22 protein-coding genes and 1 pseudogene are annotated in these 21,466 nt (G+C 68.9%); 10 read left to right on the top strand and 13 right to left on the bottom strand.

The genetic code is table 11. The annotated features are described in order from the left end of the window. Positions 1-90: 90 nt before the first annotated feature. The 5 genes from ACFFGN_RS09805 to thiO all read right to left on the bottom strand — a co-directional run bounded on the left by ACFFGN_RS09805 (position 91) and on the right by thiO (position 4,730). Complete coding sequence (locus ACFFGN_RS09805; protein ID WP_380045627.1) at positions 91-1,311, bottom strand: lytic transglycosylase; 1,221 nt, start codon at positions 1,309-1,311, stop codon at positions 91-93. Between the two features lie 409 nt (positions 1,312-1,720). Further along, complete coding sequence (locus ACFFGN_RS09800; RefSeq protein ID WP_380045624.1) at positions 1,721-1,951, bottom strand: hypothetical protein; 231 nt, start codon at positions 1,949-1,951, stop codon at positions 1,721-1,723. 589 nt (positions 1,952-2,540) lie between these two features. Next, complete coding sequence (locus tag ACFFGN_RS09795) at positions 2,541-3,317, bottom strand: thiazole synthase (protein ID WP_380045621.1); 777 nt, start codon at positions 3,315-3,317, stop codon at positions 2,541-2,543. Between the two features lie 2 nt (positions 3,318-3,319). Then, positions 3,320-3,520 (bottom strand): sulfur carrier protein ThiS, encoded by a 201-nt coding sequence (thiS, locus tag ACFFGN_RS09790; RefSeq protein ID WP_380045618.1) that lies wholly within the window; start codon positions 3,518-3,520, stop codon positions 3,320-3,322. A 55-nt stretch (positions 3,521-3,575) separates the two neighbouring features. Beyond that, complete coding sequence (thiO, locus tag ACFFGN_RS09785; RefSeq protein ID WP_380045614.1) at positions 3,576-4,730, bottom strand: glycine oxidase ThiO; 1,155 nt, start codon at positions 4,728-4,730, stop codon at positions 3,576-3,578. A gap of 65 nt (positions 4,731-4,795) precedes the next feature. Between thiO and thiE the strand changes: the two genes are divergently transcribed. Genes thiE through ACFFGN_RS09765 form a run of 4 tightly spaced genes read left to right on the top strand, consistent with a single transcriptional unit; the run spans position 4,796 to position 6,811 of the window. Beyond that, the gene (gene thiE, locus ACFFGN_RS09780) at positions 4,796-5,464 is read left to right on the top strand and encodes a thiamine phosphate synthase (protein WP_380045610.1); all 669 of its coding nucleotides are present in this window, start codon (positions 4,796-4,798) and stop codon (positions 5,462-5,464) included. Beyond that, entirely contained in the window at positions 5,461-5,880 is a 420-nt protein-coding gene (locus ACFFGN_RS09775; protein WP_380045607.1) for a guanyl-specific ribonuclease, read from the top strand. The genes thiE and ACFFGN_RS09775 overlap by 4 nt, the downstream gene beginning before the upstream one ends. Beyond that, a complete protein-coding gene (locus tag ACFFGN_RS09770) occupies positions 5,877-6,308 on the top strand; it encodes a barstar family protein (RefSeq protein WP_380045603.1) in 432 nt (143 codons plus the stop codon). Before ACFFGN_RS09775 ends, ACFFGN_RS09770 begins: the two co-directional genes overlap by 4 nt. Further along, entirely contained in the window at positions 6,308-6,811 is a 504-nt protein-coding gene (locus ACFFGN_RS09765) for a GNAT family N-acetyltransferase (protein WP_380045600.1), read from the top strand. The genes ACFFGN_RS09770 and ACFFGN_RS09765 overlap by 1 nt, the downstream gene beginning before the upstream one ends. On the opposite strand, the gene ACFFGN_RS09760 is transcribed toward ACFFGN_RS09765, so the two are convergent. Then, on the bottom strand, positions 6,804-7,127 hold the full coding sequence (locus ACFFGN_RS09760; protein ID WP_380045597.1) for an SDR family oxidoreductase: 324 nt from the start codon (positions 7,125-7,127) through the stop codon (positions 6,804-6,806). The genes ACFFGN_RS09765 and ACFFGN_RS09760 overlap by 8 nt on opposite strands. A 67-nt stretch (positions 7,128-7,194) precedes the next feature. Between ACFFGN_RS09760 and ACFFGN_RS09755 the strand changes: the two genes are divergently transcribed. Continuing rightward, positions 7,195-8,052, top strand: coding sequence for an LLM class F420-dependent oxidoreductase (locus ACFFGN_RS09755; RefSeq protein ID WP_380045594.1), 858 nt, complete (start codon positions 7,195-7,197; stop codon positions 8,050-8,052). Here ACFFGN_RS09755 and ACFFGN_RS09750 read toward each other — a convergent pair. Continuing rightward, positions 8,041-8,753: pseudogene (locus tag ACFFGN_RS09750) on the bottom strand (YqjF family protein). The gene ACFFGN_RS09755 and the pseudogene ACFFGN_RS09750 sit on opposite strands and share 12 nt — an antisense overlap. Before the next feature lie 19 nt (positions 8,754-8,772). On the opposite strand from ACFFGN_RS09750, the gene ACFFGN_RS09745 reads away from it, so the two are divergent. After that, entirely contained in the window at positions 8,773-9,183 is a 411-nt protein-coding gene (locus tag ACFFGN_RS09745; protein ID WP_380045591.1) for a helix-turn-helix domain-containing protein, read from the top strand. Between the two features lie 70 nt (positions 9,184-9,253). On the opposite strand, the gene ACFFGN_RS09740 is transcribed toward ACFFGN_RS09745, so the two are convergent. Beyond that, a complete protein-coding gene (locus tag ACFFGN_RS09740; RefSeq protein ID WP_380045588.1) occupies positions 9,254-10,339 on the bottom strand; it encodes a polyprenyl synthetase family protein in 1,086 nt (361 codons plus the stop codon). Positions 10,340-10,397: 58 nt separating this feature from the next. On the opposite strand from ACFFGN_RS09740, the gene metF reads away from it, so the two are divergent. Both metF and ACFFGN_RS09730 read left to right on the top strand, forming a co-directional pair. Next, entirely contained in the window at positions 10,398-11,318 is a 921-nt protein-coding gene (gene metF, locus ACFFGN_RS09735; RefSeq protein ID WP_380045585.1) for a methylenetetrahydrofolate reductase [NAD(P)H], read from the top strand. Between the two features lie 15 nt (positions 11,319-11,333). Continuing rightward, positions 11,334-11,867 (top strand): SixA phosphatase family protein, encoded by a 534-nt coding sequence (locus ACFFGN_RS09730; RefSeq protein ID WP_380045582.1) that lies wholly within the window; start codon positions 11,334-11,336, stop codon positions 11,865-11,867. Here the strand turns inward: ACFFGN_RS09730 and ACFFGN_RS09725 are convergent. The 4 genes from ACFFGN_RS09725 to ACFFGN_RS09710 all read right to left on the bottom strand — a co-directional run bounded on the left by ACFFGN_RS09725 (position 11,851) and on the right by ACFFGN_RS09710 (position 18,015). Continuing rightward, complete coding sequence (locus tag ACFFGN_RS09725) at positions 11,851-13,065, bottom strand: MFS transporter (protein ID WP_380045579.1); 1,215 nt, start codon at positions 13,063-13,065, stop codon at positions 11,851-11,853. The genes ACFFGN_RS09730 and ACFFGN_RS09725 overlap by 17 nt on opposite strands. Positions 13,066-13,728: 663 nt before the next feature. Further along, on the bottom strand, positions 13,729-15,942 hold the full coding sequence (locus ACFFGN_RS09720; protein ID WP_380045576.1) for a HelD family protein: 2,214 nt from the start codon (positions 15,940-15,942) through the stop codon (positions 13,729-13,731). A gap of 154 nt (positions 15,943-16,096) precedes the next feature. Beyond that, on the bottom strand, positions 16,097-17,404 hold the full coding sequence (locus tag ACFFGN_RS09715; protein WP_380045573.1) for a phytoene desaturase family protein: 1,308 nt from the start codon (positions 17,402-17,404) through the stop codon (positions 16,097-16,099). Beyond that, a complete protein-coding gene (locus ACFFGN_RS09710) occupies positions 17,404-18,015 on the bottom strand; it encodes a DUF4126 domain-containing protein (RefSeq protein WP_380045570.1) in 612 nt (203 codons plus the stop codon). The genes ACFFGN_RS09715 and ACFFGN_RS09710 overlap by 1 nt, the downstream gene beginning before the upstream one ends. A 172-nt stretch (positions 18,016-18,187) precedes the next feature. On the opposite strand from ACFFGN_RS09710, the gene ACFFGN_RS09705 reads away from it, so the two are divergent. Beyond that, positions 18,188-20,110, top strand: coding sequence for an N-acetylmuramoyl-L-alanine amidase (locus ACFFGN_RS09705; RefSeq protein ID WP_380045567.1), 1,923 nt, complete (start codon positions 18,188-18,190; stop codon positions 20,108-20,110). Positions 20,111-20,154: 44 nt separating this feature from the next. Further along, positions 20,155-20,910 carry a nucleotidyltransferase domain-containing protein gene (locus ACFFGN_RS09700; protein WP_380045563.1) on the top strand — a complete coding sequence of 252 codons (756 nt, stop codon included), beginning with the start codon at positions 20,155-20,157 and terminating at the stop codon, positions 20,908-20,910. 4 nt (positions 20,911-20,914) lie between these two features. Here ACFFGN_RS09700 and ACFFGN_RS09695 read toward each other — a convergent pair whose 3' ends face one another. After that, complete coding sequence (locus tag ACFFGN_RS09695; RefSeq protein WP_380045560.1) at positions 20,915-21,385, bottom strand: YbaK/EbsC family protein; 471 nt, start codon at positions 21,383-21,385, stop codon at positions 20,915-20,917. Positions 21,386-21,466: the final 81 nt, after the last annotated feature.

Raw genomic sequence — 21,466 nt, 5'->3', positions numbered from 1 at the left:
AAGAAGTGGCCCGGGAGCGCCTTCGGCGCCGCGCCGGACCACCCTCGGTGACCGCTCTCGTACCAGGTCGACGTGCCATCGTACGTGTTGTCAGCCGGCGGGGTTCCAGCCCTGATCGAGCCGGTTCATGATGCGGGTCACGTTCTGCACGTAGACCTTGGTATCGGCGTACATCCCATGGCGCCGGACGCCGCCGAGGCCCTGGTAGTAGCCCGCGATGGCGATCGGCAGCTCCGCCGCGTTGGTCAGCCGGTCGAGCAGTACGACGCCCGCGGTGATGTTGTCGCGCGGTTTGAGCAGATCGAGGTCGCGCCCGACGATGTTCGAGCTGAACCGCCCGGTGGACGGGATGACCTGCATCGCGCCGATCGCGTTCGCGGGCGAGACGACCCGCTGCTTCCAGCCGGACTCCTGCCAGGAGATGGCCAGTGCGAGGTTCGGGTTGACGCCGTGGCGCTTGGCCGTGGCGATGATCAGAGCGCGGATCTGGGCCCGGCTCGGCAGATCGCGCGAGCGCAGGATGGCCCGGTTACGGTCGGCGGCCGCGACCACCTTGTCCGAGTACGTTCGGCCGGCGAACGTGTTGTTCTTCTTCTTGGGCTTTGCCGGTTTCGAGGTCTTCGGCGGTTTCGCCGGTTTCCCTGGTACGGCGATCGGGATGCGCAGCGGCTTGCCGGCGAAGATCCGGGCGCTGCGGGTGAGGCCGTTGGCCGCCAGCAAGGCGCTTTGCTTGATCTTGTAGCGCCGCGCGATCCGCTCGATCGTGTCGCCGGGCTTGATCACGTAGACCACGCCGGCGCGCGGACGCTGCGGCCGCACGGTCTTGCCGCTGCCGCCCTTGCCGGGCAGCTTCAGGATGTCGCCGACGTAGATCGCGTTGCCGTTGCCCGGCAGGTGGTTCAGTTTGACGAGCGCGTTGACGGTGGTGCCGTAGCGCTGCGCGATGTGGCTGAGGGTGTCACCGCTCTGCACCTTGTAACCGCCGAAACCGGGTGAACCCGCCGTGATCAGACCGGCGGCGATCAGCGGGACGCTGACGCCCTTCGCGATCATCAAGGTGGTCCGCCGCCGGTTGTCCCGGGCCGCCGACCAGGCGGTCGCGGAGACGCTGACCGGTTCGTGCTCAGCCGGTGCGGAGGTCCTGCCGCCGGTGTGGGCAGGCCCGGTGCGGGTCTGACTTGGCCCGGTGTGGGGCTGAGCGGACCCGGTGTGGGTTTGAGTGGGGCCGGTGGTGCCGCCCGAAATCGTGGTCGCCGTCTCGGCAGCCTGGTCGGCCGCGCTGGTCGGCGCTGAATTGCGCAAGTTGTCCATCTGTCCATCTCCCCGTGGCTATCCCTTGACGGTAAGCGCGGTACTGATGTGACAACAGGTGCGCCTGTGCACCTTGTTACGGCTGTTACCAAAGGTTTACATGGTACGACTGAACTACAGTGGTGTTGTTCACAACCGCGAACACTCCGGTTGTGCTTTCGAGCCCGAAACCCTTGTCCCAAAGCCGTTTCGCGACCCTCGCTTGCCGAGAGCAACCGCCGAGATTGCCCACGGCAACCGCTCCCTTGCCCTTAGCAACCTCAGCTCCGAACCGGCCCACGTGGTGGAACGCCCGCGCTCGGCGCTGGGCTCCGCGCTCGCTGCTGGGCTCCGCGGAAAACGCGAAAGGGGGCGGACATGACGAAGGGCCTGCCGGAGTGGCAGGCCCTTTGTCGTTCAGCTGGATCGATCAGCCGAGGACTTCGTCCAGCGTGTCGTCGAGCAGGTCGGCCGCACACTGCAGCAGGTCGTAGGCCTCGTCGAGCAGGTCGTTGGCCAGGTCGACGATGTCGTCGACAGCGCCGCCGGTGGTCGACTGCGCTACCGCGGGTGCCGCCGCGGCGGGCGAAACTCCTACGAACGTGAACGCGCCGACCGCGAGCATGGCGCCGGCAACGATTCGGGTTGCTGAATTCCGCATTTGTCCTCCGTAGATCCAGTGATGGCTGATGCTTCACCGGCGGGCGGAGACCGGAACAACACGACAAAACGTAGTCAACCGCGTACGCAAAGTACAGAACTGTTCCCGTACCGGAGCATTGCGCCTCTGTCACAGCAAGACTGCGGCCGTACGACGGTTTGGGCACCCCGTACGACGCGCCGCGCCCGGCTCGCGCGACCGTCCCGAGGGTGGTACTTCCGCACTCCGAATTGGCGCTGCCCAGCGAGCACAAATGGTGCCAACTCGGACGAGCAGCGACGAACAACCGCTCGCCGAAGCGGGAGCCGATACGACCGCGGCCGACAAGGAGCTCAGCCGACCGCCGAAATGAGGCTGGGAACGACAGCCGAAGCCGGGCGGCCGAAGTGGCTGTAAAGCCCGACGTGGCCGTGCAGCGGGGAAGGCTAGTGTCCTGAGTCGGAAGTTCGTGCACATCTCCGGCGTCCAGGCACGCACCTCGCGGCGTTGGAGAAACGGCCACGATGCTAGAGCATCGCGACCGCTTCTCCGCCTTGCGATACACGCACCTGGACACCGGAGCTGAAGCACGAACTTCCGACTCAGGACACTAGGAGCCGAGGCGGCCTTCGAGAGGGGAGGACGGGTTGGAGGAGTGCCAGCGGCGGGGGATGCGGCCGGCCAGGTGGGCGGCGCGGCCGGCGGTTACGGCGTCGCGCATTGCCTGGGCCATCAGCTTCGGGTGTTCGGCCCGGGTGACGGCCGTGGCGAGCAGTACCGCGTCGCAGCCGAGCTCCATCGCGAGTGCCGCGTCCGAGGCCGTCCCGATCCCCGCGTCCAGCACAATCGGAACACCCGCCTCTTCAACGATCATCGAGATGTTGTGCGGATTGCGAATACCCAACCCGGACCCGATCGGGGAACCAAGCGGCATCACGGCCGAACACCCGATCTGTTCCAGCCGCCTCGCCAGGATCGGATCATCGTTCGTATAGGCCAGAACCTTGAACCCGTCCGCCACGAGCCGCTCGGCTGCGTCCAGCAGTTCCAGCGGATCCGGCAGCTGGGTGTGATCGTCGGCGATGACCTCCAGCTTGATCAGGTCCGTCTCCAGCGCTTCGCGGGCCAGCTTGGCGGTCAGTACGGCCTCACCCGCGGTGAAACAGCCGGCGGTGTTCGGCAGGACCTGGATGTCGTGACGTTTGAGCACGTCGAGCACGGACCCTTGCTGGCTCGGGTCCAGCCGCCGCAACGCGACGGTGGTCAGCTCGGTGCCGGAGGCGACCAGCGCCTCCTCGAGTACCTCGAGGCTGGGAGCCCCGCCGGTGCCGGTGATCAGCCGGGAGGTGAATTCGCGCCCGGCGATCCGGAAGATGTCGTCGGTCATCGTCAGCCACCCTGTACGGCGGTCAGGATCTCCACCCGGTCGCCCTCGGCCAAGGCCGTTTCCGGCCAGTCCGTTCGGGTGACGACGGCGTCATTGACCGCGACCGCGACCCCGGTCGGGCTCTTGGCCCAGCGCCCCACCACGTCCGCGACCGTGCTTCCGGCTTGTACTTGCTCGGCGGTGCCGTTCACAACGACGTTCACAAGGCCACTGTATGCAATGTGCGCCAGCGGGAAAGGCCGAGGTCCGTGGGATGGGTCACGAGGCCCGCGGCGCGGTGCGGAATCGCTCGGCCAGGAAGGGCTTCGCGAGGTCGGGCACCGTGCCGGTGAGTACGGTCTGGGCGATCAGGCCGGCCGTGATCGGACTCAGCAGTACGCCGTTGCGGTAGTGGCCCGTCGCCCACAGCAGGCCGTCGATGCCGGCGGGGCCGAGGATCGGCGCGTTGTCCGGTGTGGTCGGGCGCAACCCCGCGACGGCCTCGACCAGTTCCAGCTCGTCGGTGATCGGCAGCACCATTCGGGCATCCCGCAACAAGCTGAAGACGCCTCCGGCCAGAACGCGAGTGTCGTACCCGAGTTCGGTGCTGGTGGCCCCCACCACCAACTCGCCATCCGGCCGGGGAACCAGGTAGACCGCAAAGCCGCGTGCGGTCGCGCGCACGGTGTGCTGTAACGCGGGCCGGTAGGCCTCGGGAACACGCAGGCGGAGGATCTCGCCCTTCAACGGCCTGACCGGCGGCCGGAGTTCGTCCGGAATCCCGTCGATCTGGGCGGACCAGGGCCCGGCCGCGACCACAACCGTTTCCGCGCGGATGACCTCGCCGCCGGCCAGTTCGATGCCACTCGCGCGCTGCCCGTCCACGACCACCCGCGCGACCGTACGTCGTACCAGCTGGACCCCGGCGGCCTCGGTTGCGGCCAGCAGGGCGGTCACGGCGCGGCGGTTGTCCACGGAATGGTCGTTCGGGACCCACATTCCGGCCGAAACACCGACGGCCAGCAGGGGTTCGCGTTTGCGCGCTTCGCGACCGGTGAGCTCGACCACGTCCAGGCCGAGCCGGCGCTGGTACTCCGCGAGGCGGCGGATGGCGGCCGCGTCGTCGGCGTCGTACGCGACCGAGAGCGTGCCACTCGCGTACAGGCCGGAGGGCAGACCGGTGGCGTGCTCGAGGTCGGCGGCGAAGGCCGGCCATGCGGCCACGCCGGCCAGGTTGAGCGCGAGTAGATCGTCTTCGCCGTACTCCACCTCGGTGACCGGTGCCAGCATGCCCGCGGCCACGGACGAGGTCTGCTCGCCGGGCGTCGGATCGGCGACCACGACCCGCACGCCGTCGCGCGCCAGTCGCCAGGCGGTGGCCAGGCCGATCAGTCCACCCCCGACGATCACCACGTCCGCGCTTGTGTCTGCCATAGCTCGACCCTATGTTGCCTGAACCTGCAGAGCGGCCGAGGCCGGGAACATGGCAGGCTGAGCCTGTGACCTCCTTTGTTCCCGCTGATACCACCGCCCGCGAACGTCTCGCCGATGCGCGTCTGTACCTGTGTGTGGACGCCCGGCAGGAGCAAGGTGATCTCGAACAGTTCCTTGACGCCGCGCTACGTGGTGGCGTCGACATCGTGCAGCTGCGCCAGAAGGGCATCGAGGCCGCCGACGAACTCGCCGCGCTGGAGGTTTTCGCGGACGTCTGCCGCCGGCACGGAACGCTGCTCGCGGTGAACGATCGTGCCGACGTGGCGTTCGCGGCCGGAGCCGACGTGCTGCACCTTGGTCAGCGGGACCTGCCCGTGGCCGCGGCGCGCGCGGTGTTCGGGCCGGAGCCGGTGATCGGGCGATCGACGCACACCTTCAGTCAGGTCAACGCCGCGATCGAGGAGACCGGGTCGGACTACTTCTGCACCGGGCCGACCTGGACCACGCCGACCAAACCCGGCCGTGCCGCGGCGGGCCTCGAACTCGTGTCGTACGCCGCCAGCAGGAACTCGGCCAAGCCGTGGTTCGCGATCGGGGGGATCGATCTCGAACGGCTGGACGAGGTGATGGAGGCCGGAGCGGAACGAGTTGTGGTGGTCCGCGCCATCGCGGACGCGGATGATCCCGAGGCCGCCGCGGCGGCGTTCGCGCGGCGTCTGCGGGGGGCCGTGTGATCGGCAACCCGAAGGCCGCTCGCATCGTCGCGGCCGTGGTGATCGCCATGATGGTGCTCACCCTGGCCGCCTCGCTGTTCGGCTGCAGCCCGGAGGACGCCTCGAAGCACACCGAGGCCGATCCGGACAGCGGCCTGGTCCTGGTCAGTGTGAACGACCTGCCGGCCGAGGCGCGCCAAACGCTCGAGCTGATCGAGAAGGGCGGGCCGTTTCCGTACCAGCGCGACGGCATCGTGTTCGGCAACAACGAGCGCATCCTGCCCAAGCATGATCGCGGGTACTACCGGGAATACACCGTGAAGACCCCGGGGGAGTCCGGCCGTGGCGCCCGGCGCATCGTCACCGGCAAGGGCGGCGAGCAGTACTACACCGACGATCACTACCAGAGCTTCCGCAGAATACGGGTGGACGAATGAGCGTGACCGAGCTGCTGGCCGAAGGTCTTCCGCCAGGGGTGTATCGCTGGAATTCAGCCGAACCGGCCGAGGCCGTCGAGCGCGAGGCCGTCGAGGCCGGCTGGACCTACACGCTGCTCGACACCACCGGTGTGCTCGACAAAGCGGGCTTTCTCGACACCTGCGCGACGGCGTTCGACCTGCCGCGCTGGTTCGGCCGCAACTGGGACGCGCTGGCCGACTCGCTCGGCGATCGCGGTACCGGTGAGCCCGAGTTGGTGCTCTGGGAAGGCTGGCAGCACCTGCTCGACGCCGACCATGACACCGTGGCGGTCGCGTTGCAGATCTTCGGCGAGGACGCGAAGGAGTCGGGCCAGCTCCGGATCCTGATGCGCCTTCCGGGTGACGCCGAGGTGCCGTGCCTACTGGTCGGCCTGCCGGCGGTCTGATGCTGATCGAACCGATGGCCGCGGCGGACTGGCCGGCGGTCGAGGCGATCTACGCCGAGGGCATCGCGACCGGGGTCGCCACCTTCGAGGCCGAGCCGCCCAGCTGGGAGACGTTCGACCAGGGGCGGTTGCCGGGCCACCGGTTGGTGGCTCGCGCGGCCGAGGATGGACCTGTGCTCGGCTGGATCGCGATCACGCCGGTCTCGACCCGGGCGGTCTACGCGGGTGTGGTCGAGCATTCGGTGTACGTCGCCGAGGCGGCCGCCGGGCAAGGCGTCGGACGCGCACTGTTGCAGGCGTTGATCGACAGCACCGAGGCCGCCGGGATCTGGACGATCCAGTCCGGCATCTTCCCCCAGAACACCGCCAGCCTTGCCCTGCACAAGGCGCTCGGCTTCCGCGTCATCGGCACCCGCGAGCGAGTCGGCCGCATGCCGCAAGGACCACTCGCCGGTCAGTGGCTCGACGTCATCGCCCTCGAACGCCGCAGCCCACTTATCTGAAGGCACCCGCGTTGGTGGTGTCAGTCCCGTCAAGTGAGGCACTCGACAGGAGTGCGACGTGCCTGACTTCAGCGGTTTGAGCGGCTGCGAGCAGTTTGTCCTCGTCGTTGTACCCGCTGAGCATGAACAGTCCGTCTACGCCGCTCAAGGCGTCCAGGAAAGTCTCGGGCTGGTGGAGATCGCCCACGACGGCCTCGGCCCCTGCAGGCGCTCGGTCGGCTTGTCGTACTAGTGCCCGCACTGGCTCGTCGGCGGCCACTAGGGCTTCCACCAGCGCGCTACCGATGTTGCCCGTCGCCCCACACACGAGAATCATGTAGGCGATCCTGCCATCCACCCGGTCCCGGCCGGCAAGGATTTACCCGACCAGCGAAAGGCCCGACATGCGTATTGGAGCGGTGCTGCCGCAGCTTGAGATTGGTCATGACCCGGCGGTGGTTCGGGACTGGGCGCAGGCCGCTGAAGCTGCCGGCTACTCGCACCTGCTGGCGTACGACCATGTGCTCGGGGCCGGCGTGGACACGCGGCCGGGGTGGCGCGGTTACACCAGTGATGACTCGTTCCACGAGGTGCTCGTGCTGTTCGGGTACTTCGCGGCGCTGACCACCACCGTCGAACTCGTCACGAACGTGGTGATCCTGCCGCAACGCCAGACGGCCCTTGTCGCCAAGCAGGCGGCCGAGGTCGACGTACTGAGTGGCGGTCGGTTGCGCCTTGGCGTCGGCATCGGCTGGAACGAGGTCGAGTATCACGCGCTCGGGGTGCCGTTCAGTGAGCGAGGCGCGCGCCTGACCGAACAGGTCGAGGTGTTGCGCAAGCTCTGGGCCGACGACCTGATCACGTACGACGGCAAGTGGCACCAGATCGACAACGCCGGAATCCGGCCGTTGCCGCCGCGCCGGTCGATCCCGATCTGGTTCGGTGGCGGAGCCGACGCGGTGATCAAGCGGACCGGCCGGATCGGCGACGGCTGGTTCCCGCAGTTGGCGCCGAACGACGAGGCGCGGGCGAAGATCGACCAGCTCAAGCGGTACGCCGAACAGGCCGGCCGCGATCCCGAGGCCGTCGGGGTGGAGGCTCGCCTGACATTGTCCGCCGTACCGGAACACGAGTGGGCCGCGTACGCCGCCGCGTGGCGCGAGCTGGGTGCGACCCACCTCGGCATCAACACGATGGGCATGGGCCTGTCCGGCGCCGAGCACATCGCGGTGCTGGAACGCGTCCGCCCGCTATTCGACTAGTACCGGACGGCCGAACGAGGCGGCCACACCGTTGCTAAAGGCAACATGATCGGGTGGCCGGGCGGTGACCTGGGCGAGGCCGTGCGTGGCGAGCAGGCCGTCGTCGAGATCGAGCACTTCGGCACGGCGCAGGTCCCAAACGGCATGTTCGTTGGGTAGATACCAGGTCTTACCGAGGTGGCTGACGTGCAGCCCCCAGCGCGCGGTCAACCAGTGTTCGAGCGGTCCCGCTGTCAGCTGCTCACCAGCCCGGACCTGGACCCGGCTGGGCCCGCGCTCGGCCGTATACGTGTGGATCTCGCCGATCGCGCTGTGCCGAAGCCGGGTCCACCGGTAGGGCAGGCCGAAGACCGCGCGGGCCGCCGCGACCACCAGCGGCCGGTTGGCGTCCAGGCTGAGGAAGACCACGCCGCGACGGCCGGTTCGGTCGACCGAGTAGAGGCGCACGTTGGTTTCGAGGAAGTTCCCGGGCCAGGGCAACGCCGGGCCGAGGGGGAGGCCCGTACCCACCATGCGGAAGGGATCAGACCGACGTACGTCCGGCCCTCGAAGACGTCCGCTCGAGTCCCCGGCGGGTAGAACCGCTCGATCGCCTCAGGCTCGATCTCCCAGTGCAGGAAGGTGAGGTCGAGCCAGTGCTGGCGCAGCAGGCGCGGCCGGGGCACTGGTGGCGCGGTGACGCTGACCGGTTCGGGGTCCATGGCTACCTATCATGAGGGCATGCCTCAGGAGCTCTACTCGGTCGAGCAGGTGGCCGACCGATTGGGTCTGCACGTGCGCACGGTCCGCAACTACGTGCGCGACGGCAAGCTGAAGGCGGTTCGCATCGGCAAGCAGTACCGCATCGCCCGGGCGGACCTGGAGGCGTTGACCGGCCGGCCGGAGGTCACCGGCGAACGGCAGCTCGAGGTGTCCAGCATCGTGCGGATCGACGGCGTCGACCGCCTCGCCGCCGACCGGATCGGCACGCTGGTGCTCGCCGCGCTGCAAGGCCGGCGGGCCGAGGACGGCCGGCTTCGCGTCGAGACCATGTACGACGAGCAGCGCTCGGTACTCAAGGTCATCGTGCTCGGCGACCTCGACCCGAGCGCCGACCTGCTCAAACTCATCTCTGCCTACGCCGCCGGCTGAACCGCCCGCCGCGGGCTGAACCGGCCTGTGGGTTGAACCGGCTGCCGCGAGCTGAACGGCGGCGGCCGGGTTAGACCGAGCGGGAGGTGGCGGCCACGGCCAGGGCGGCGAGGGCCTCGCGGGCCTCGGCGTCGTCGATCGGGGCCTTGCCGAGCGAGGCGAGCGCGTCCTGGGTGCGTTCGGTGATGAGGTCCTCGCAGGCCTGGACCGCGCCCGTGTCCTGCAGGATCTCCCGCAGCACCTGGACCTCGTCGTCACCAAGCTCGTCTGACCCGAAGAGGCGATCGAACTCCGCCAGCTGGGCCGGTGACGCATGCTCCACGGCGTACGTCGTGAGGACCGTTCGCTTGCCCTCGCGCAGATCGTCACCCGCGGGCTTGCCCGTCACCTGGGGATCGCCGAAGACGCCGAGCAGGTCGTCGCGCAATTGGAAGGCCTCGCCGAGCGGCAGACCGAAGGCCGACAGCGAGTCGATCAGGCTCTGGCCGCCATGCGCGAGCGCCGCGCCGATGTGCAGGGGCCGCTCGACCGTGTAGGTGGCGGACTTGAACCGCAGCACCCGCAGGGCCCGATCCATGTCGGCCTCGCCGCTGGCCTGCGCGACAAGGTCGAGGTACTGCCCGGCGGTGACCTCGATCCGGACGGCGTCGAAGAACTGCGAAGCGCGGCCGAGGGCCTCGGTGGAGAAGCCGGAGGTGTGCATCATCTCGTCGGCCCAGACCAGGCAGAGATCGCCCAGCAGGATGGCCGCGCCGATACCGAAGCTCTCCGCGTCACCACCCTTACCGGTACGCGCGGTCCGCTCGCGCTGCAGCGCCTCGAACCGCCGGTGCGCGGAGGGTGCCCCGCGCCGTACGTCCGAGGAGTCCATCACGTCGTCGTGCACCAGGGCGCTGACGTGCAGCATCTCCAGGCTGGCGGCGGCCTTCAGGATCGGTAGTTCCGGATCACCACCGGCGGCGCGGAAACCCCAGTAGCAAAAGGCGGGCCGCAACCGCTTGCCACCACTGGTCGCGTCCCGCGCGGCTTCGACCTGCGCGGCCAGTTCCGGCCCGAGCGCGGTCAGGCGCTTTTGCTGGATGTCGAGAAAGCTGGTGAGGGCGAGCTGCACTCCACCCGCGATGTCCGGTGCCGTGTTCGCTGCTTCAGGGTCCACGTCTCGGAGAGTAGTCGGTCCCGGCACGGACCCGGTGCGGGCGGGTAGCCTGGTGCGCATGGCGACCGGCTTCCCCTCGATGCGCAACGACAGTGCGCCGACCATCCGTGAACTGCTCGCGGCTGGGACCAAGTCGTTCTCGTTCGAGTTCTTCCCGCCGAAGACGCCCGAGGCCGAAGAGGTGCTGTGGCGCGCGATCCGGGAGATCGAGCAGCTCCGGCCGACGTTCGTCTCCATCACCTACGGCGCCGGCGGCAGCACTCGCGACGGCACCATCCGGGTGACCGAGCGGGTCGCCCAGGACACCTCGCTGACCCCGATCGGCCATCTCACCTGTGTCGCCCACTCCCGCGACGAGCTCCGCTCGGTGATCGGGGCGTATGCCGGGGCCGGCGTGCGCAACGTGCTGGCGCTGCGCGGCGACCCGCCGGGTGGTCCCACCAAGGAGTGGATCGCCCACCCCGACGGTCTGAACCACGCGGTCGAGCTGGTTTCGCTGGTCCGTGAGCTCGGCGACTTCTGCGTCGGGGTCGCGGCCTTCCCGGACAAGCACCCGGAGGCGGCCGATCTCGACGCGGATGCGCGGGTGCTGGTGGCCAAGGCCGAGGCCGGTGCGGACTACGCGATCACCCAGATGTTCTTCCGGGCGGACGACTACTTCCGGCTGGTCGACCGGGTGGCGGCGCTCGGTTGCGAGATGCCGATTCTGCCCGGCATCATGCCGGTGACCAACGTGAAGCAGATCCAGCGCATGGCCGAGCTGACCGGAATGGCCCTGCCCACCGAGGTGACCGACCGGTTGTATGCCGTGGACGGCGATCCCGCCGCGGTCCGGGCCGTCGGCATCGAAATCGCCACCGACTTGTCCGACCGCCTGCTGGCCGGTGGCGCGCCCGGTATTCACTTCATCACCCTCAACCGCTCGACGGCGACCCGCGAGGTGTTCCAGAACCTGCAGTCCCACGTCGCCGCCGGCTGAAAGGCCCAAGGCCAGATGGCTGACCCCACTCCCGCTCCAGCCGGCAACCGTCTGCTGGTGTTGCTGCGGCACGCGAAAGCCGTACCGCCCGAGTCGATGGCCGATCTCGAACGCCCGCTGGCCCCGCGCGGCCGCGCCGACGCCGCCGAGGCGGGCAAATGGCTGGCCGAGCAGGGGATCGCGGCCGACCTCGTGCTCTGCTCACCCGCCGAACGAACCCGCGAAACCTGGCAGTACGCCGCCAACGCGGGCGCCTCGGCCGGCGACGTCTGGTTCGACCGCCGGATCTACAACGCCTATCCGGAATCCCTGCTGGAGGTCCTTCGCGATGTGCCCGCGGAGGCCCGCACGGTGATCGTCGTCGGCCACGCGCCGGGTATCCCGTGGCTGGCCGACGAACTCGCCGCCCCGGCCGAGACCGAGGCCCGGACCGCGCTGACGCAGAAGTACCCCACCACCGGGCTCGCCGTACTCCAGCACAACTCCGCGTGGCCCGACCTGACCGCGGACGACGCCACCCTGCTGCACTACGTCATTCCTCGGGCCTAGGCACGGTTCGCCAGGGGAGCAGGGCAGCGCTCAGGAGGCAGGCGAGCGCGGCCAGGAGTATCGCCGTGGGGAGCGAGAACGCCGTGGCCAGGAGGCCGCCGACGGCGATGGCGAGTGGGTGCGTGGTCCGCGAACTGATGGACCACGAGGCGGTGACGCGGGAGAGGTAGCCGTCCTTGACCGCCCGCTGGCGGTACGTGGCGAACGACGGATTGAAGACGCCTGCCGAAAGCAACAACCCGAACTGCGTCCCGATCAGCAGCACCATCCCGGAGGTGCCCGGACCCGCGAAGGGCAAGGGGAGAAGCCAGACGGCGCGGGCTATTCCCGAGGCCAGCAGGACCCGGTGGTCGCCGTACCGCCTGGTGAGCCAAGGGGTGCAGCGGGCGCCGAGGATGCCGCCGAGGCAGGGAGCGCCCAGGACCAAGCCGTATTGCCAGGGGGCGAAGCGCAGGTCTCGCAGCATCAGAACGGCCAATAGCGGCGAGACGAGCATGACGGAGCCGCCGAAGAGCTGGGAATTCCAGAACAACGCGTTCAGGCCCCGGTGGGCGAAGATCTCGCGCCAGCCGGTGACGAGGTCCTTCGAGGCCTTCACAGTACGGACCGGCGGGGCTGGTTCCGGTGCGCGGATGCGGCTGACGCCGAAGGCCGAGAGCAGGTAGCTGACGGCGTCCAGCGCCATCGTGATAGTTGCCCCTAGCAACGAGATCAGGCCGCCGCCGATCGGCGTACCGAGGGTGTTGCTGAACCAGAAGGCGGACTCGATCCGGCTGTTGGCCAGGGTGAGGCCGTCCGCCGGGACCAGCGCCTTCAGATGGGTGCCACTGGCCGCGGTGTACGCGATCGTGGCCGAGGTGGTGACCAGCGCGACCAGGCAGAGCTGGAGATAGGTCAGGCCGTCGAGCAATGCCGCGACCGGGATGCTGGCGGCCGCGGCGAAGCGGACCAGGTCCGTCCCGATCATGACTGGCCGCTTGCGCCGGTGCTCGATCAGTCCGCCGAAGGGCAACGCGATCACGGCAGCCGCGAGGCCCGACAGGGTCGCGAGCAACGACACCTGCAGGGTGGACGCGTCCAGCACCGTGATCGCGATCAGCGGCAACGCGCCCGCCGCCAGCGCCGTACCGATAGCGCTGGTCGAGTACGCGATCCACAACAGCTCGAAATCCCGCCCCAGCGGGCCCCGTCCCACCACCCGCTGGACCCTACTGCGCCCCACCGACAGACTTGTTGCGTGGTGCAGGGCAGCCGGTTGGCGGTGCTGACGCGCCCTCGACCTGACCCGAACCGGCCAAGTGCGGCGGGATTTCAGCGGACGGGTGAGGTCTGACCGGTTGCCTCGGGTGGTCCCGTACCCCTATCGCTCCGGGTGGTTCCGCGGTTCCGTCCGGGTGGTTGGGTGTGCGTGGGTGGTTCCGTCCGGGTGGTTGGGTGTGCGCGGGCGGTTCCGTCCGGGTGGTCGCGCCCGCGCGGCTTCGTGATCGACGCCGTGAGGATGAGCGCGTCGCCGGGTGCTCCCGCGCCTGATCGCAGGGTCGACCTTTGAGGTCGGGGGTCGACGTGCCAAATTTGACGGGTCCACCCCCGATTCCGACGGTCGACCCTCGGAACAAGCCACCCGGAACGGGCTAGTGCCGGGTTCTGGTGCGACTACCTGGCTGCAACCGGGTAGTGGCACAACAACCTGGTAGCGGGCACGGCAAAACCCGGCACTGTCCCGAAACCCGGCAGTGATCCCCAAACCCCGTAGTGGCGCCGAAACCCGGTAGTGGTCCCAGAACTTGGTAGCCGGCCAGTCGCCTCGCGCTGCGGTCTCCGCCGACCTGGGAGGGCCCACCGATGATTCGGTGGGCCCGGATCAGGGCAGCCAGTTGGTGGTGCTGTTGATGGTGATCATGCGCTGGGTGGCGCGGGTCAGGACGACGTACAGGGCGCGGATGCCGCCGAGGGTGTCGGTGACGATGGCGTCGGGCTCGACCACGACCACCGCGTCGTACTCCAGGCCCTTGGACTCCAGCGGGCTGAGGGCGGCGACGCGCGGGTTGCCGATCTCGGCCAGGACCTTGCCGACCTCGGCGCGCAGCCGGGGCGGCACGATGACGCCGACGGTGCCCTCGACCAGTCCGAGCAGTTCGGTGGCGGCGGCCGCGGCGGCATCCGCGACCTGGCCGACCTCGACCTGGCGGTGCTCGGGCTCGACCCCGGTCTCACGAACGGCGTTGGGCAGATCCGCGTCCGGGATCTCGCGCCGGATCACCTCACCGGCGAAGGCATAGATCTCGGCCGAGTTCCGGTAGTTCGTGGACAAGCGGAACGTGTGCCGCTGCAGGTGACTCAGCATCGAGTCCATCGCGGCGGTCGCCTCGGCCGGATCGTGCCAGGCGCTCTGAGCCGGGTCGCCGACGATCGTCCAGCTGGCCTGCGGGCCGCGCCGGGTGACCATGCGCCACTGCATCGGCGAAAGGTCCTGCGCCTCGTCGACCAGGACGTGCGCGTACTCCGCGACCTCCTCGGCCTCGGCCGCCGCGATCGCCCGGGCCCGTCGCTCGGAGCTGGTGAGCACCTCGTTGACGCCGTCGCTGAGACCTTCCAGCCAGTCGAACTCCTCGTCCCGCTCGACCGGCAAAGGCCGTCCCAGCAGCTGATCGAGCTCGTCCAGCAAGGCGATATCGGCGACGGTCAGTTCGGTCGCGGTGCCGATCGCCTCGGCCAGCAGGCCGACCTCGGCGTCGTTGAACTCACCCCGCGCCCAATGCCGCAGCCGGCGGGCGTCGCCCAGCCAGCGCAGCACCTGCACGGGCATGAGCGTCGGCCACCAGGCGAAGAAGAACGAGGCGAACGCCGGCAGATCCGTGACGGCATCGCCGAACGACTCACGATCGGCCAGCTTGCCCGACTTCAGGTCTTCGGGGAATCGCTGCCACAAGGCGTTCACCAGACCACGCCGGGCTTCGGTGACCGCCTTGTTGCGCTGGGTCCGTCGCAGGGCGTTGCGGCGCACGTTGTCGAGCGCGTTCGCGTCGAGTTCGACCGAGGCGCCACCGACAAAGATCTTCAGCGACGTGGGCGCACCCGGCACGCGATCGCGGGCGGCGCGGCTGAGCACCTGCCGGATCCGCAGGGATCCCTTGATCCGGGCCACTTCCACGTCGTCGACGGCCGTGGCGCTGACGCCGTCGACCACCTCGCCCATCGCCCGCAGGGAGACCGTGTTCTCACCGAGGCTGGGCAGCACCCGCTCGATGTAGGCCATGAACGCGGCGGACGGGCCGATCACCAGCACGCCGCCGCGCTCGAACCGCCGCCGGTCCGAGTACAGCAAGTACGCCGCGCGGTGCAGCGCCACCACCGTCTTACCCGTGCCCGGGCCACCGCCGATGACGGTGACACCGCGGGCGGGAGCGCGAATGGCCTTGTCCTGTTCGGCCTGGATGGTCGCGACGATATCGCGCATGGTGTGCCCACGGGCCCGGGACAGCGCCGCCATCAACGCGCCCTCACCCATCACCGGCAGGTCCTCAGGGGCCCGCTCCGGCGCGAGGAGATCGTCCTCGAGGCCGATGATCTTCGCGCCGCGGCAACGCAGTACCCGGCGCCGTACGACGCCCAGGCGGTCGGCCGAGGTGGCCCGGTAGAACGGTTCGGCGGCAGGCGCGCGCCAGTCGATGACCAGTGGTTCGTACTCCGCGTCGCGAACGCCGATTCGGCCGACGTACAACGTCTCCAGCTCGTTGGCGGTGGTCGCGGGCTCGTCCGCACCGGGCCGGTCGGAGTCGAGCCGGCCGAAGACCAGGCCTTCGTGCTCGGCGTCGAGTTCGGCGATCCGGCGGGCGGCGGCGAAAACCAGCACGTCCCGCTCGTACAGGCCGGTCATCTCCTCGTCCCGGACCATGCCGACCTGCTGGGCCTGGCCGCGTTGATGGCCGTCGACGGCGATACGTGCCGCCGATCGGGCGGCCTCCTCGACCCGGCCGTAGACCCTGTCGACGTGCGCTTGCTCGACGGCCAACTCGGCCCGTTCGACGGATTCCAAGTCGGTCGGGAGACCGGTTGACTCGGGGGAGTGATCCACCAGGGTCCTCTCTGCTGCCGGGCGCGACCCCGGCACGAACACATGAACGACCGAGTCTATTCCGCCGCTCCCGCCCAGGCGCAGCCGGTCTCGGCCTTCAGCCGCTTCCAGCCGTTTGATATGACGCGGTCCGCGCTGGCTTCGCGACCGTTGCTCAGGCCTTGCCGATGGCGTCGGCCACGATCGCCGCGCCGAGCACCACGGCCGGTACGCCGCCACCCGGATGGGCGCCGGCCCCAACGCAGTACAGACCCTTCACACCGGTCACGTTCTTGGCCCGGCGGCTCGCGGTCCGGGCGCCTTCCCAGGCGATACCGGTCCACCATGAGCCCGAGGTCTGCCGGCTCACCACGTGATCGCGGATCGGCAGCCCACGGGCCACCAGCAGATCGATCACGTCGTCGCTGGGATAACCGTGTACGAGCACCGACCAGGCCTGGTGCCCGGGTGGTGCCTGCCCGGCGCGGCGGATCAGCACCGGTGGTTCGCCGTGCAGCACGGTTTCGAACGGCAGTTCCGGCAGCGGTTCGCGCAACCCGAGATGTACGACGTACTGCGACTCGGCCAGATGCGTGGACAGGATGCGACGGCGTTCCTTCTTCGCGGCCGGGTCGATCACCAGGTGCTCGAACAGCTCGCGTGGATCGATATCGCTCACGACGAGATCGGCCGCGAGTTCGCTGCCGTCGGCCAGCCGCACACCCTGGACCGTGCCGCCCGAGGTCAGTACGCCGGCCACGTCGACGCCCAGGCGGACCTCGACCTTGCGCTCGGTCAAACGCTTGCCGAGGGCATCGACCAGGACGGCGAACCCGTCTTCGAAGGTCCACCGGCCGAAGGTGCGCTCGAGGTACGAGCCGACGCCGAAGTATCCCGGCGTACGTGAAGCGTCCGAGCCCTGCAGAGTCGCGTGGAACGCCAGCACCTCGCGGGCCCGTTCGTCGCTCAGCTTGCGCTTGGCAACCTTCTCCAGCGACTGCCATGGCCGCAGGGCCCGCCACGCGGCGAAGGATCTCTTGTCCGGTAGAGGTGCCTCCAGTGCCGTCTTACGCAGCACCTGCCAGGTCTCGCCGTACGAGTCGACCAGGTCGGTCCACTCCAGCGAGGCCTTCTCGCCCGCCAGGTCCCGCCAGGCGGCGAGCTGGCCGGCGCGATCGGTGAGAGGGAGGTCGAGAACGGTGCCGTCCGTGAAGAGATGGCGGCGCGGTTCCTGGATCGGGTCGAGCTGGGCGAGCTGTTCGAGTGGCCGCCCGGACTTGCGGAACAGGTCGCGCAGGGCGGCCGGCAGCGTCGTACTGGCCGCGCCGGCGTCCCAGCGGAAGCCGTCGGCCTCGATGCTGCCGAGCACACCGCCGATCCGGTCGCGGCGTTCGCAGATGGTGACCTGGTGACCGAGCTTGGCGAGGCGGGCAGCGGCGGCGAGGCCACCGAGGCCGGCCCCGATGACGATGACGCGGGCCATCAGAGGGTGCCGTTCCCGTTCGCGGGGGCGGACCGTCTGGCCCGCCAGGCCTGGTACCGCTCGAGGCCGCGCCGGATCAGCTTGAGCGCGAGGTAGACGCCGATCGCGCCGAGCACCAGCAGGATCGCGCTGATGATCAACGCGATCTCGGGATGGAAGGCGGCGAGCGAGACGACCCCGGCGACGGCGACGTCCTCACCGGAACTGACCGCGATGTTGCTCACGGGTTCGGGGGAGGTGTTGACCGCCAGCCGCAGGCTCGCCTTGATCAGATGCGAGACCAGCGCCACGCCGCCACCGGTGGCGGCCACGATCGCCTGGTTCAAGGTGGTGGTGTCGCTGGCCATCAGGGCCGCGATCACCGCGCCGACGGTCGGCCGGATCACCGTCGAGATGGTGTCCCAGGCGGAGTCGACGTACGGGATCTTGTCCGCGACGAACTCGAACGCGAACAGCACGCCCGCCACGATCAGCACGTCGGTGCGGGTCAGCGCGTCCGGGATCTGGTCGAGTTCGGCGAACCGGCCGAGCAGTCCCAGGATCAGGACGCAGGCATAGGCGTTGATCCCGCTCGCCCAGCCCGTGGTGAATGCCAGCGGCAACGCTTCCATGACGTGCTCCGTCTTCCCCGTGGATCCTGCGTTTCGGTCAGCATTGAACGATTCCCCCCGCAGTTTCCGTAAACCGTTGACATAGACCGGCGGTGCGACCCAGAGTGAACGGGCCACCGGTCTGAGTGAGACCGGACCCGGGCCACCCCCCATCGGGTCAGGGAGATCAATCATGCGTCGTCGTCCGAAGATTCTCGCCGCATTGGCAGCAGTCGCGCTGCCGATGGCGGTGACCGGCGTGTCGTCCGCCGAGCCACCAGTCGCCCCGGCGACCGCCCAAGAGGCCGGTCCGGATGCGCTGGCCGCCGCCTTCAAGGCGGCCTCGGCCCAGTACGGCGTACCGGAGTCCGTGCTGCTCGCCGTGTCCTACGCGCAGTCGCGCTGGGACGACCACGAGGGCAAGTCGAGTACGTCGGGTGGTTACGGCCCGCTGCACCTGACGGCCGTCGATCCGAGCACCGTCCGGGAGCGGTCGGGCCGGCGTGTCACCGCCAAGGTGGACTCGCTGCAGACGCTCTACCGGGCCTCCGAACTGACCGGGCTCGCCCCGGCCACCCTCAGAGCGGACACCGCCGCCAACGTTGCCGGCGGTGCCGCTCTGCTGGCCGAGCACCAGCGCGCGCTCGGTCTGCCCACGGGTACGGAGACCGCGCCCGGCGAGTGGTACGCCGCGATCGGCAAGTACGTCGGCGCCGAGGACCGGACGGCCGCGGGCATCTTCGCGGACGACGTCTTCGCGATCCTGGCGAAGGGCGCGGCGCGGACGACGAACCTCGGCCAGCGGGTCGTGCTGCCCGCCGTAGAGGCAGTTCCGGTCAAGTCTCAGCTGGCCTTGCTCGATCTGCCCGCTGGCTCCGACCCGGCCGACAACCAGGCTGACTGCCCGAAGAGCGTCGCGTGCGAATGGCTGCCCGCGCCGTACGAGTGGTACGGCAAACCCAGCCCGGGCGCCTACGGCAACCACGACAAGGCCGACCGCCCGAACGACATGAAGATCGACTACATCGTGGTGCACGACACCGAAGGCGGGTGGCAGGGCACGCTCAACATGGTGCAGAACCCGAAGTACGTGAGCTGGCAGTACACGATGCGCTCGTCCGACGGGAAGACCTGGCAGCACGTGCCGCACAAGGACGTCGCCTGGCACGCCGGCAACTGGTACGTGAACTCGCACTCGATCGGGATCGAGCACGAGGGCTTCGCGGCCCAGGGCGCCACCTGGTACACCGAGGCGCTCTACCGGAACTCGGCCCGGCTGGTGAAGTACCTGGCCGGCAAGTACGACATCCCGCTGGACCGGGCCCACATCATCGGGCACGACCAGGTGCCGGGCACGGTGCCCGCGACCGTTCGGGGCATGCACTGGGACCCGGGACCCTACTGGGACTGGGAGCGCTACTTCGAGTACATGGGTGCGCCGATCAAGGGCACGCCACTGCCGGTTCGCGTCGGCTCGCCGGTGATCATCAAGCCGGGCTTCGAGGGCAACAACCAGGTGATGACCGGCTGCAGCTCTACCGGGTGCGTTCCGCAGGGTACGAACTTCGTCTACCTCCGGACGGCTCCGGACGAGAATGCGCCGCTGGTGAAGGACTTCGGTCTGCGGCCGGACGGTTCGCACAGCACCACGCATGTGTCTGATCACGGCGCACGGATCGCCGCGGGCTCGAAGTACGTCGTGGCAGAGATCCAGGGCGACTGGGTGGCCGTCTGGTACCTCGGCGCCAAGGGCTGGTTCAAGAACGCTCCGGCCGACAAGGACGCCTACACCAAGCCGAGCCTGGTTGTGACGCCTAAGCCGGGTCTGGCCTCTGTACCGGTCTATGGCCGGGCCTACCCGGAGCAGGCCGCTTACCCGGCGGAGATCCCGTACCAGCCGGTGACGCCGTTGCAGTACTCGATCGGCGCGGGCCAGGCCTATCCGATCGGTGACCGGGACATCCAGACGGACTACTACTACGCCAAGACCTTCGACGGATCCACGCCGCTCGACCGGACTCAGGTAGTCGGCAAGGACCGCTATTACCAGATCTGGTTCGGCCATCGGATGTTCTACGTCCGGGCCGCCGACGTAAATGTTCGGTTGTCCTTCTGATCCCGACAAGCCTCTCACCACCTAGGTGGTGAGAGGCTTGTCCTATGTCTACCGCCGAGGCTGACGAATTACTGGAACGCTTTACCCGGAAGGTCCGCCAGCTTGTCACTGTCGAGGCTGTCTGGGCCCATGGCTCATTGGCACTTGGAGACTTCCAGCCACACAGCAGCGACCTAGACCTGGTTGTACTCCTCAGTGGCGAACTGAACCTCAGCCAGTGGGCCGAAGTGCGCAACCTGCACAAGAAGCTGGCCAAGCGCTCCGAGCTGGCCGAGCGACTGTCCTGCGCGTACGTCGACAAGGCCTTGCTGGCGGACGTCGAACGGACTCACCCCACCTGGACGCACGGCAAGGGCGTCGAGAAGCCGGTGACGCCTGTCACGCGTCGGGAGCTTCTAGTCGGCGGACTCACCTTGTACGGCCGGGAGCCGGCTGGAATCGTTCCGCCGGTCACAGACGATGAGCTCGTCGCGTTCATTCGAAGTGACCTACGCGACTTCTGGTATCCCGCGACGGATAAGAAGCACATCTGGCAAAAGGACATCTGGGTAGACCTTGGGCCGTTGACGGTGGCCCGGGCGAAGGTCACGCTCGAAGAGGGCCGCCTGATCACCAAGGGCGAGGCGATCGACGTGATGAACACGCTGGCCGCCCCGCCCGCGCTGGTGGACGACATCTGCCGCCGCCGCTACGAGGTAGGCCCGGCCACCAGCCGGAAGTGGCGAGCCGAGCGAGGCGAACTGGCCCGGCGATTCGTACGGGCGCAGATCGAGAAGGTCCTCAGCCTCAGCTCCCACTGAGGATTCAGTTGACGGTGGCTGGGGTGCCGCCGGTCATGGCGAGCAGTTCGTCGTACGTGGTGGGGAAGATGGCGTGCGGGATGCCGCCGGCGGCCCAGACCTCCGGGTAGTTCGCCAGCGTGGTGTCCACCAATGTGCGCACGCGTTCGGGGTGGCCCACGGGCGCGACGCCACCGATCGGCTGGCCCGTGTGAGTCCGGACGAACTCGGGCGTGGCCCGCTTCAGCTTCGCGACGCCCAGCTCCGCCGCGACCTTGGCGGTGTCGACCCGGTGCGCGCCGGAGGTCAGGATCAGCACCGGCGATCCGTCGGCGTCGAAGATCAGGCTGTTCGCGATCGCTCCGACCTCGCAGCCGAGCTGATCGGCGGCCGCCTGAGCGGTCGGCGCGGCCTCGTCGAGAACCCGGATCTGGCCGGTCACGCCCGCGGCGGACAGGTCGGCGGCGACCCGCTGGATGTTGGGATGCTCGTGCACGTCTACTCCGGACCACTCGATGGGACTTGGCCCGATCGTAGCCAGCACCCCGGCTTTGTTTCCCGGTGTTTTGTCAGTTGA

The organism is Kribbella deserti (assembly GCF_042434725.1).
GTDB lineage: Bacteria > Actinomycetota > Actinomycetes > Propionibacteriales > Kribbellaceae > Kribbella > Kribbella deserti.
Note: the sequence above shows the minus strand (reverse complement) of the source record. Positions and strands in the feature narration are given on the sequence as shown.

What these genes read in the sequence shown, in the direction of transcription:
- ACFFGN_RS09805 (WP_380045627.1), bottom strand. Translation starts at nt 1,311, where the DNA reads ATGGACAACTTGCGCAATTCAGCGCCGACCAGCGCGGCCGACCAGGCT.
- ACFFGN_RS09800 (WP_380045624.1), bottom strand. Translation starts at nt 1,951, where the DNA reads ATGCGGAATTCAGCAACCCGAATCGTTGCCGGCGCCATGCTCGCGGTC.
- ACFFGN_RS09795 (WP_380045621.1), bottom strand. Translation starts at nt 3,317, where the DNA reads ATGACCGACGACATCTTCCGGATCGCCGGGCGCGAATTCACCTCCCGG.
- thiO (WP_380045614.1), bottom strand. Translation starts at nt 4,730, where the DNA reads ATGGCAGACACAAGCGCGGACGTGGTGATCGTCGGGGGTGGACTGATC.
- ACFFGN_RS09770 (WP_380045603.1), top strand. Translation starts at nt 5,877, where the DNA reads ATGAGCGTGACCGAGCTGCTGGCCGAAGGTCTTCCGCCAGGGGTGTAT.
- ACFFGN_RS09765 (WP_380045600.1), top strand. Translation starts at nt 6,308, where the DNA reads ATGCTGATCGAACCGATGGCCGCGGCGGACTGGCCGGCGGTCGAGGCG.
- ACFFGN_RS09760 (WP_380045597.1), bottom strand. Translation starts at nt 7,127, where the DNA reads ATGATTCTCGTGTGTGGGGCGACGGGCAACATCGGTAGCGCGCTGGTG.
- ACFFGN_RS09755 (WP_380045594.1), top strand. Translation starts at nt 7,195, where the DNA reads ATGCGTATTGGAGCGGTGCTGCCGCAGCTTGAGATTGGTCATGACCCG.
- ACFFGN_RS09745 (WP_380045591.1), top strand. Translation starts at nt 8,773, where the DNA reads ATGCCTCAGGAGCTCTACTCGGTCGAGCAGGTGGCCGACCGATTGGGT.
- metF (WP_380045585.1), top strand. Translation starts at nt 10,398, where the DNA reads ATGGCGACCGGCTTCCCCTCGATGCGCAACGACAGTGCGCCGACCATC.
- ACFFGN_RS09730 (WP_380045582.1), top strand. Translation starts at nt 11,334, where the DNA reads ATGGCTGACCCCACTCCCGCTCCAGCCGGCAACCGTCTGCTGGTGTTG.
- ACFFGN_RS09715 (WP_380045573.1), bottom strand. Translation starts at nt 17,404, where the DNA reads ATGGCCCGCGTCATCGTCATCGGGGCCGGCCTCGGTGGCCTCGCCGCC.
- ACFFGN_RS09710 (WP_380045570.1), bottom strand. Translation starts at nt 18,015, where the DNA reads ATGGAAGCGTTGCCGCTGGCATTCACCACGGGCTGGGCGAGCGGGATC.
- ACFFGN_RS09705 (WP_380045567.1), top strand. Translation starts at nt 18,188, where the DNA reads ATGCGTCGTCGTCCGAAGATTCTCGCCGCATTGGCAGCAGTCGCGCTG.
- ACFFGN_RS09700 (WP_380045563.1), top strand. Translation starts at nt 20,155, where the DNA reads ATGTCTACCGCCGAGGCTGACGAATTACTGGAACGCTTTACCCGGAAG.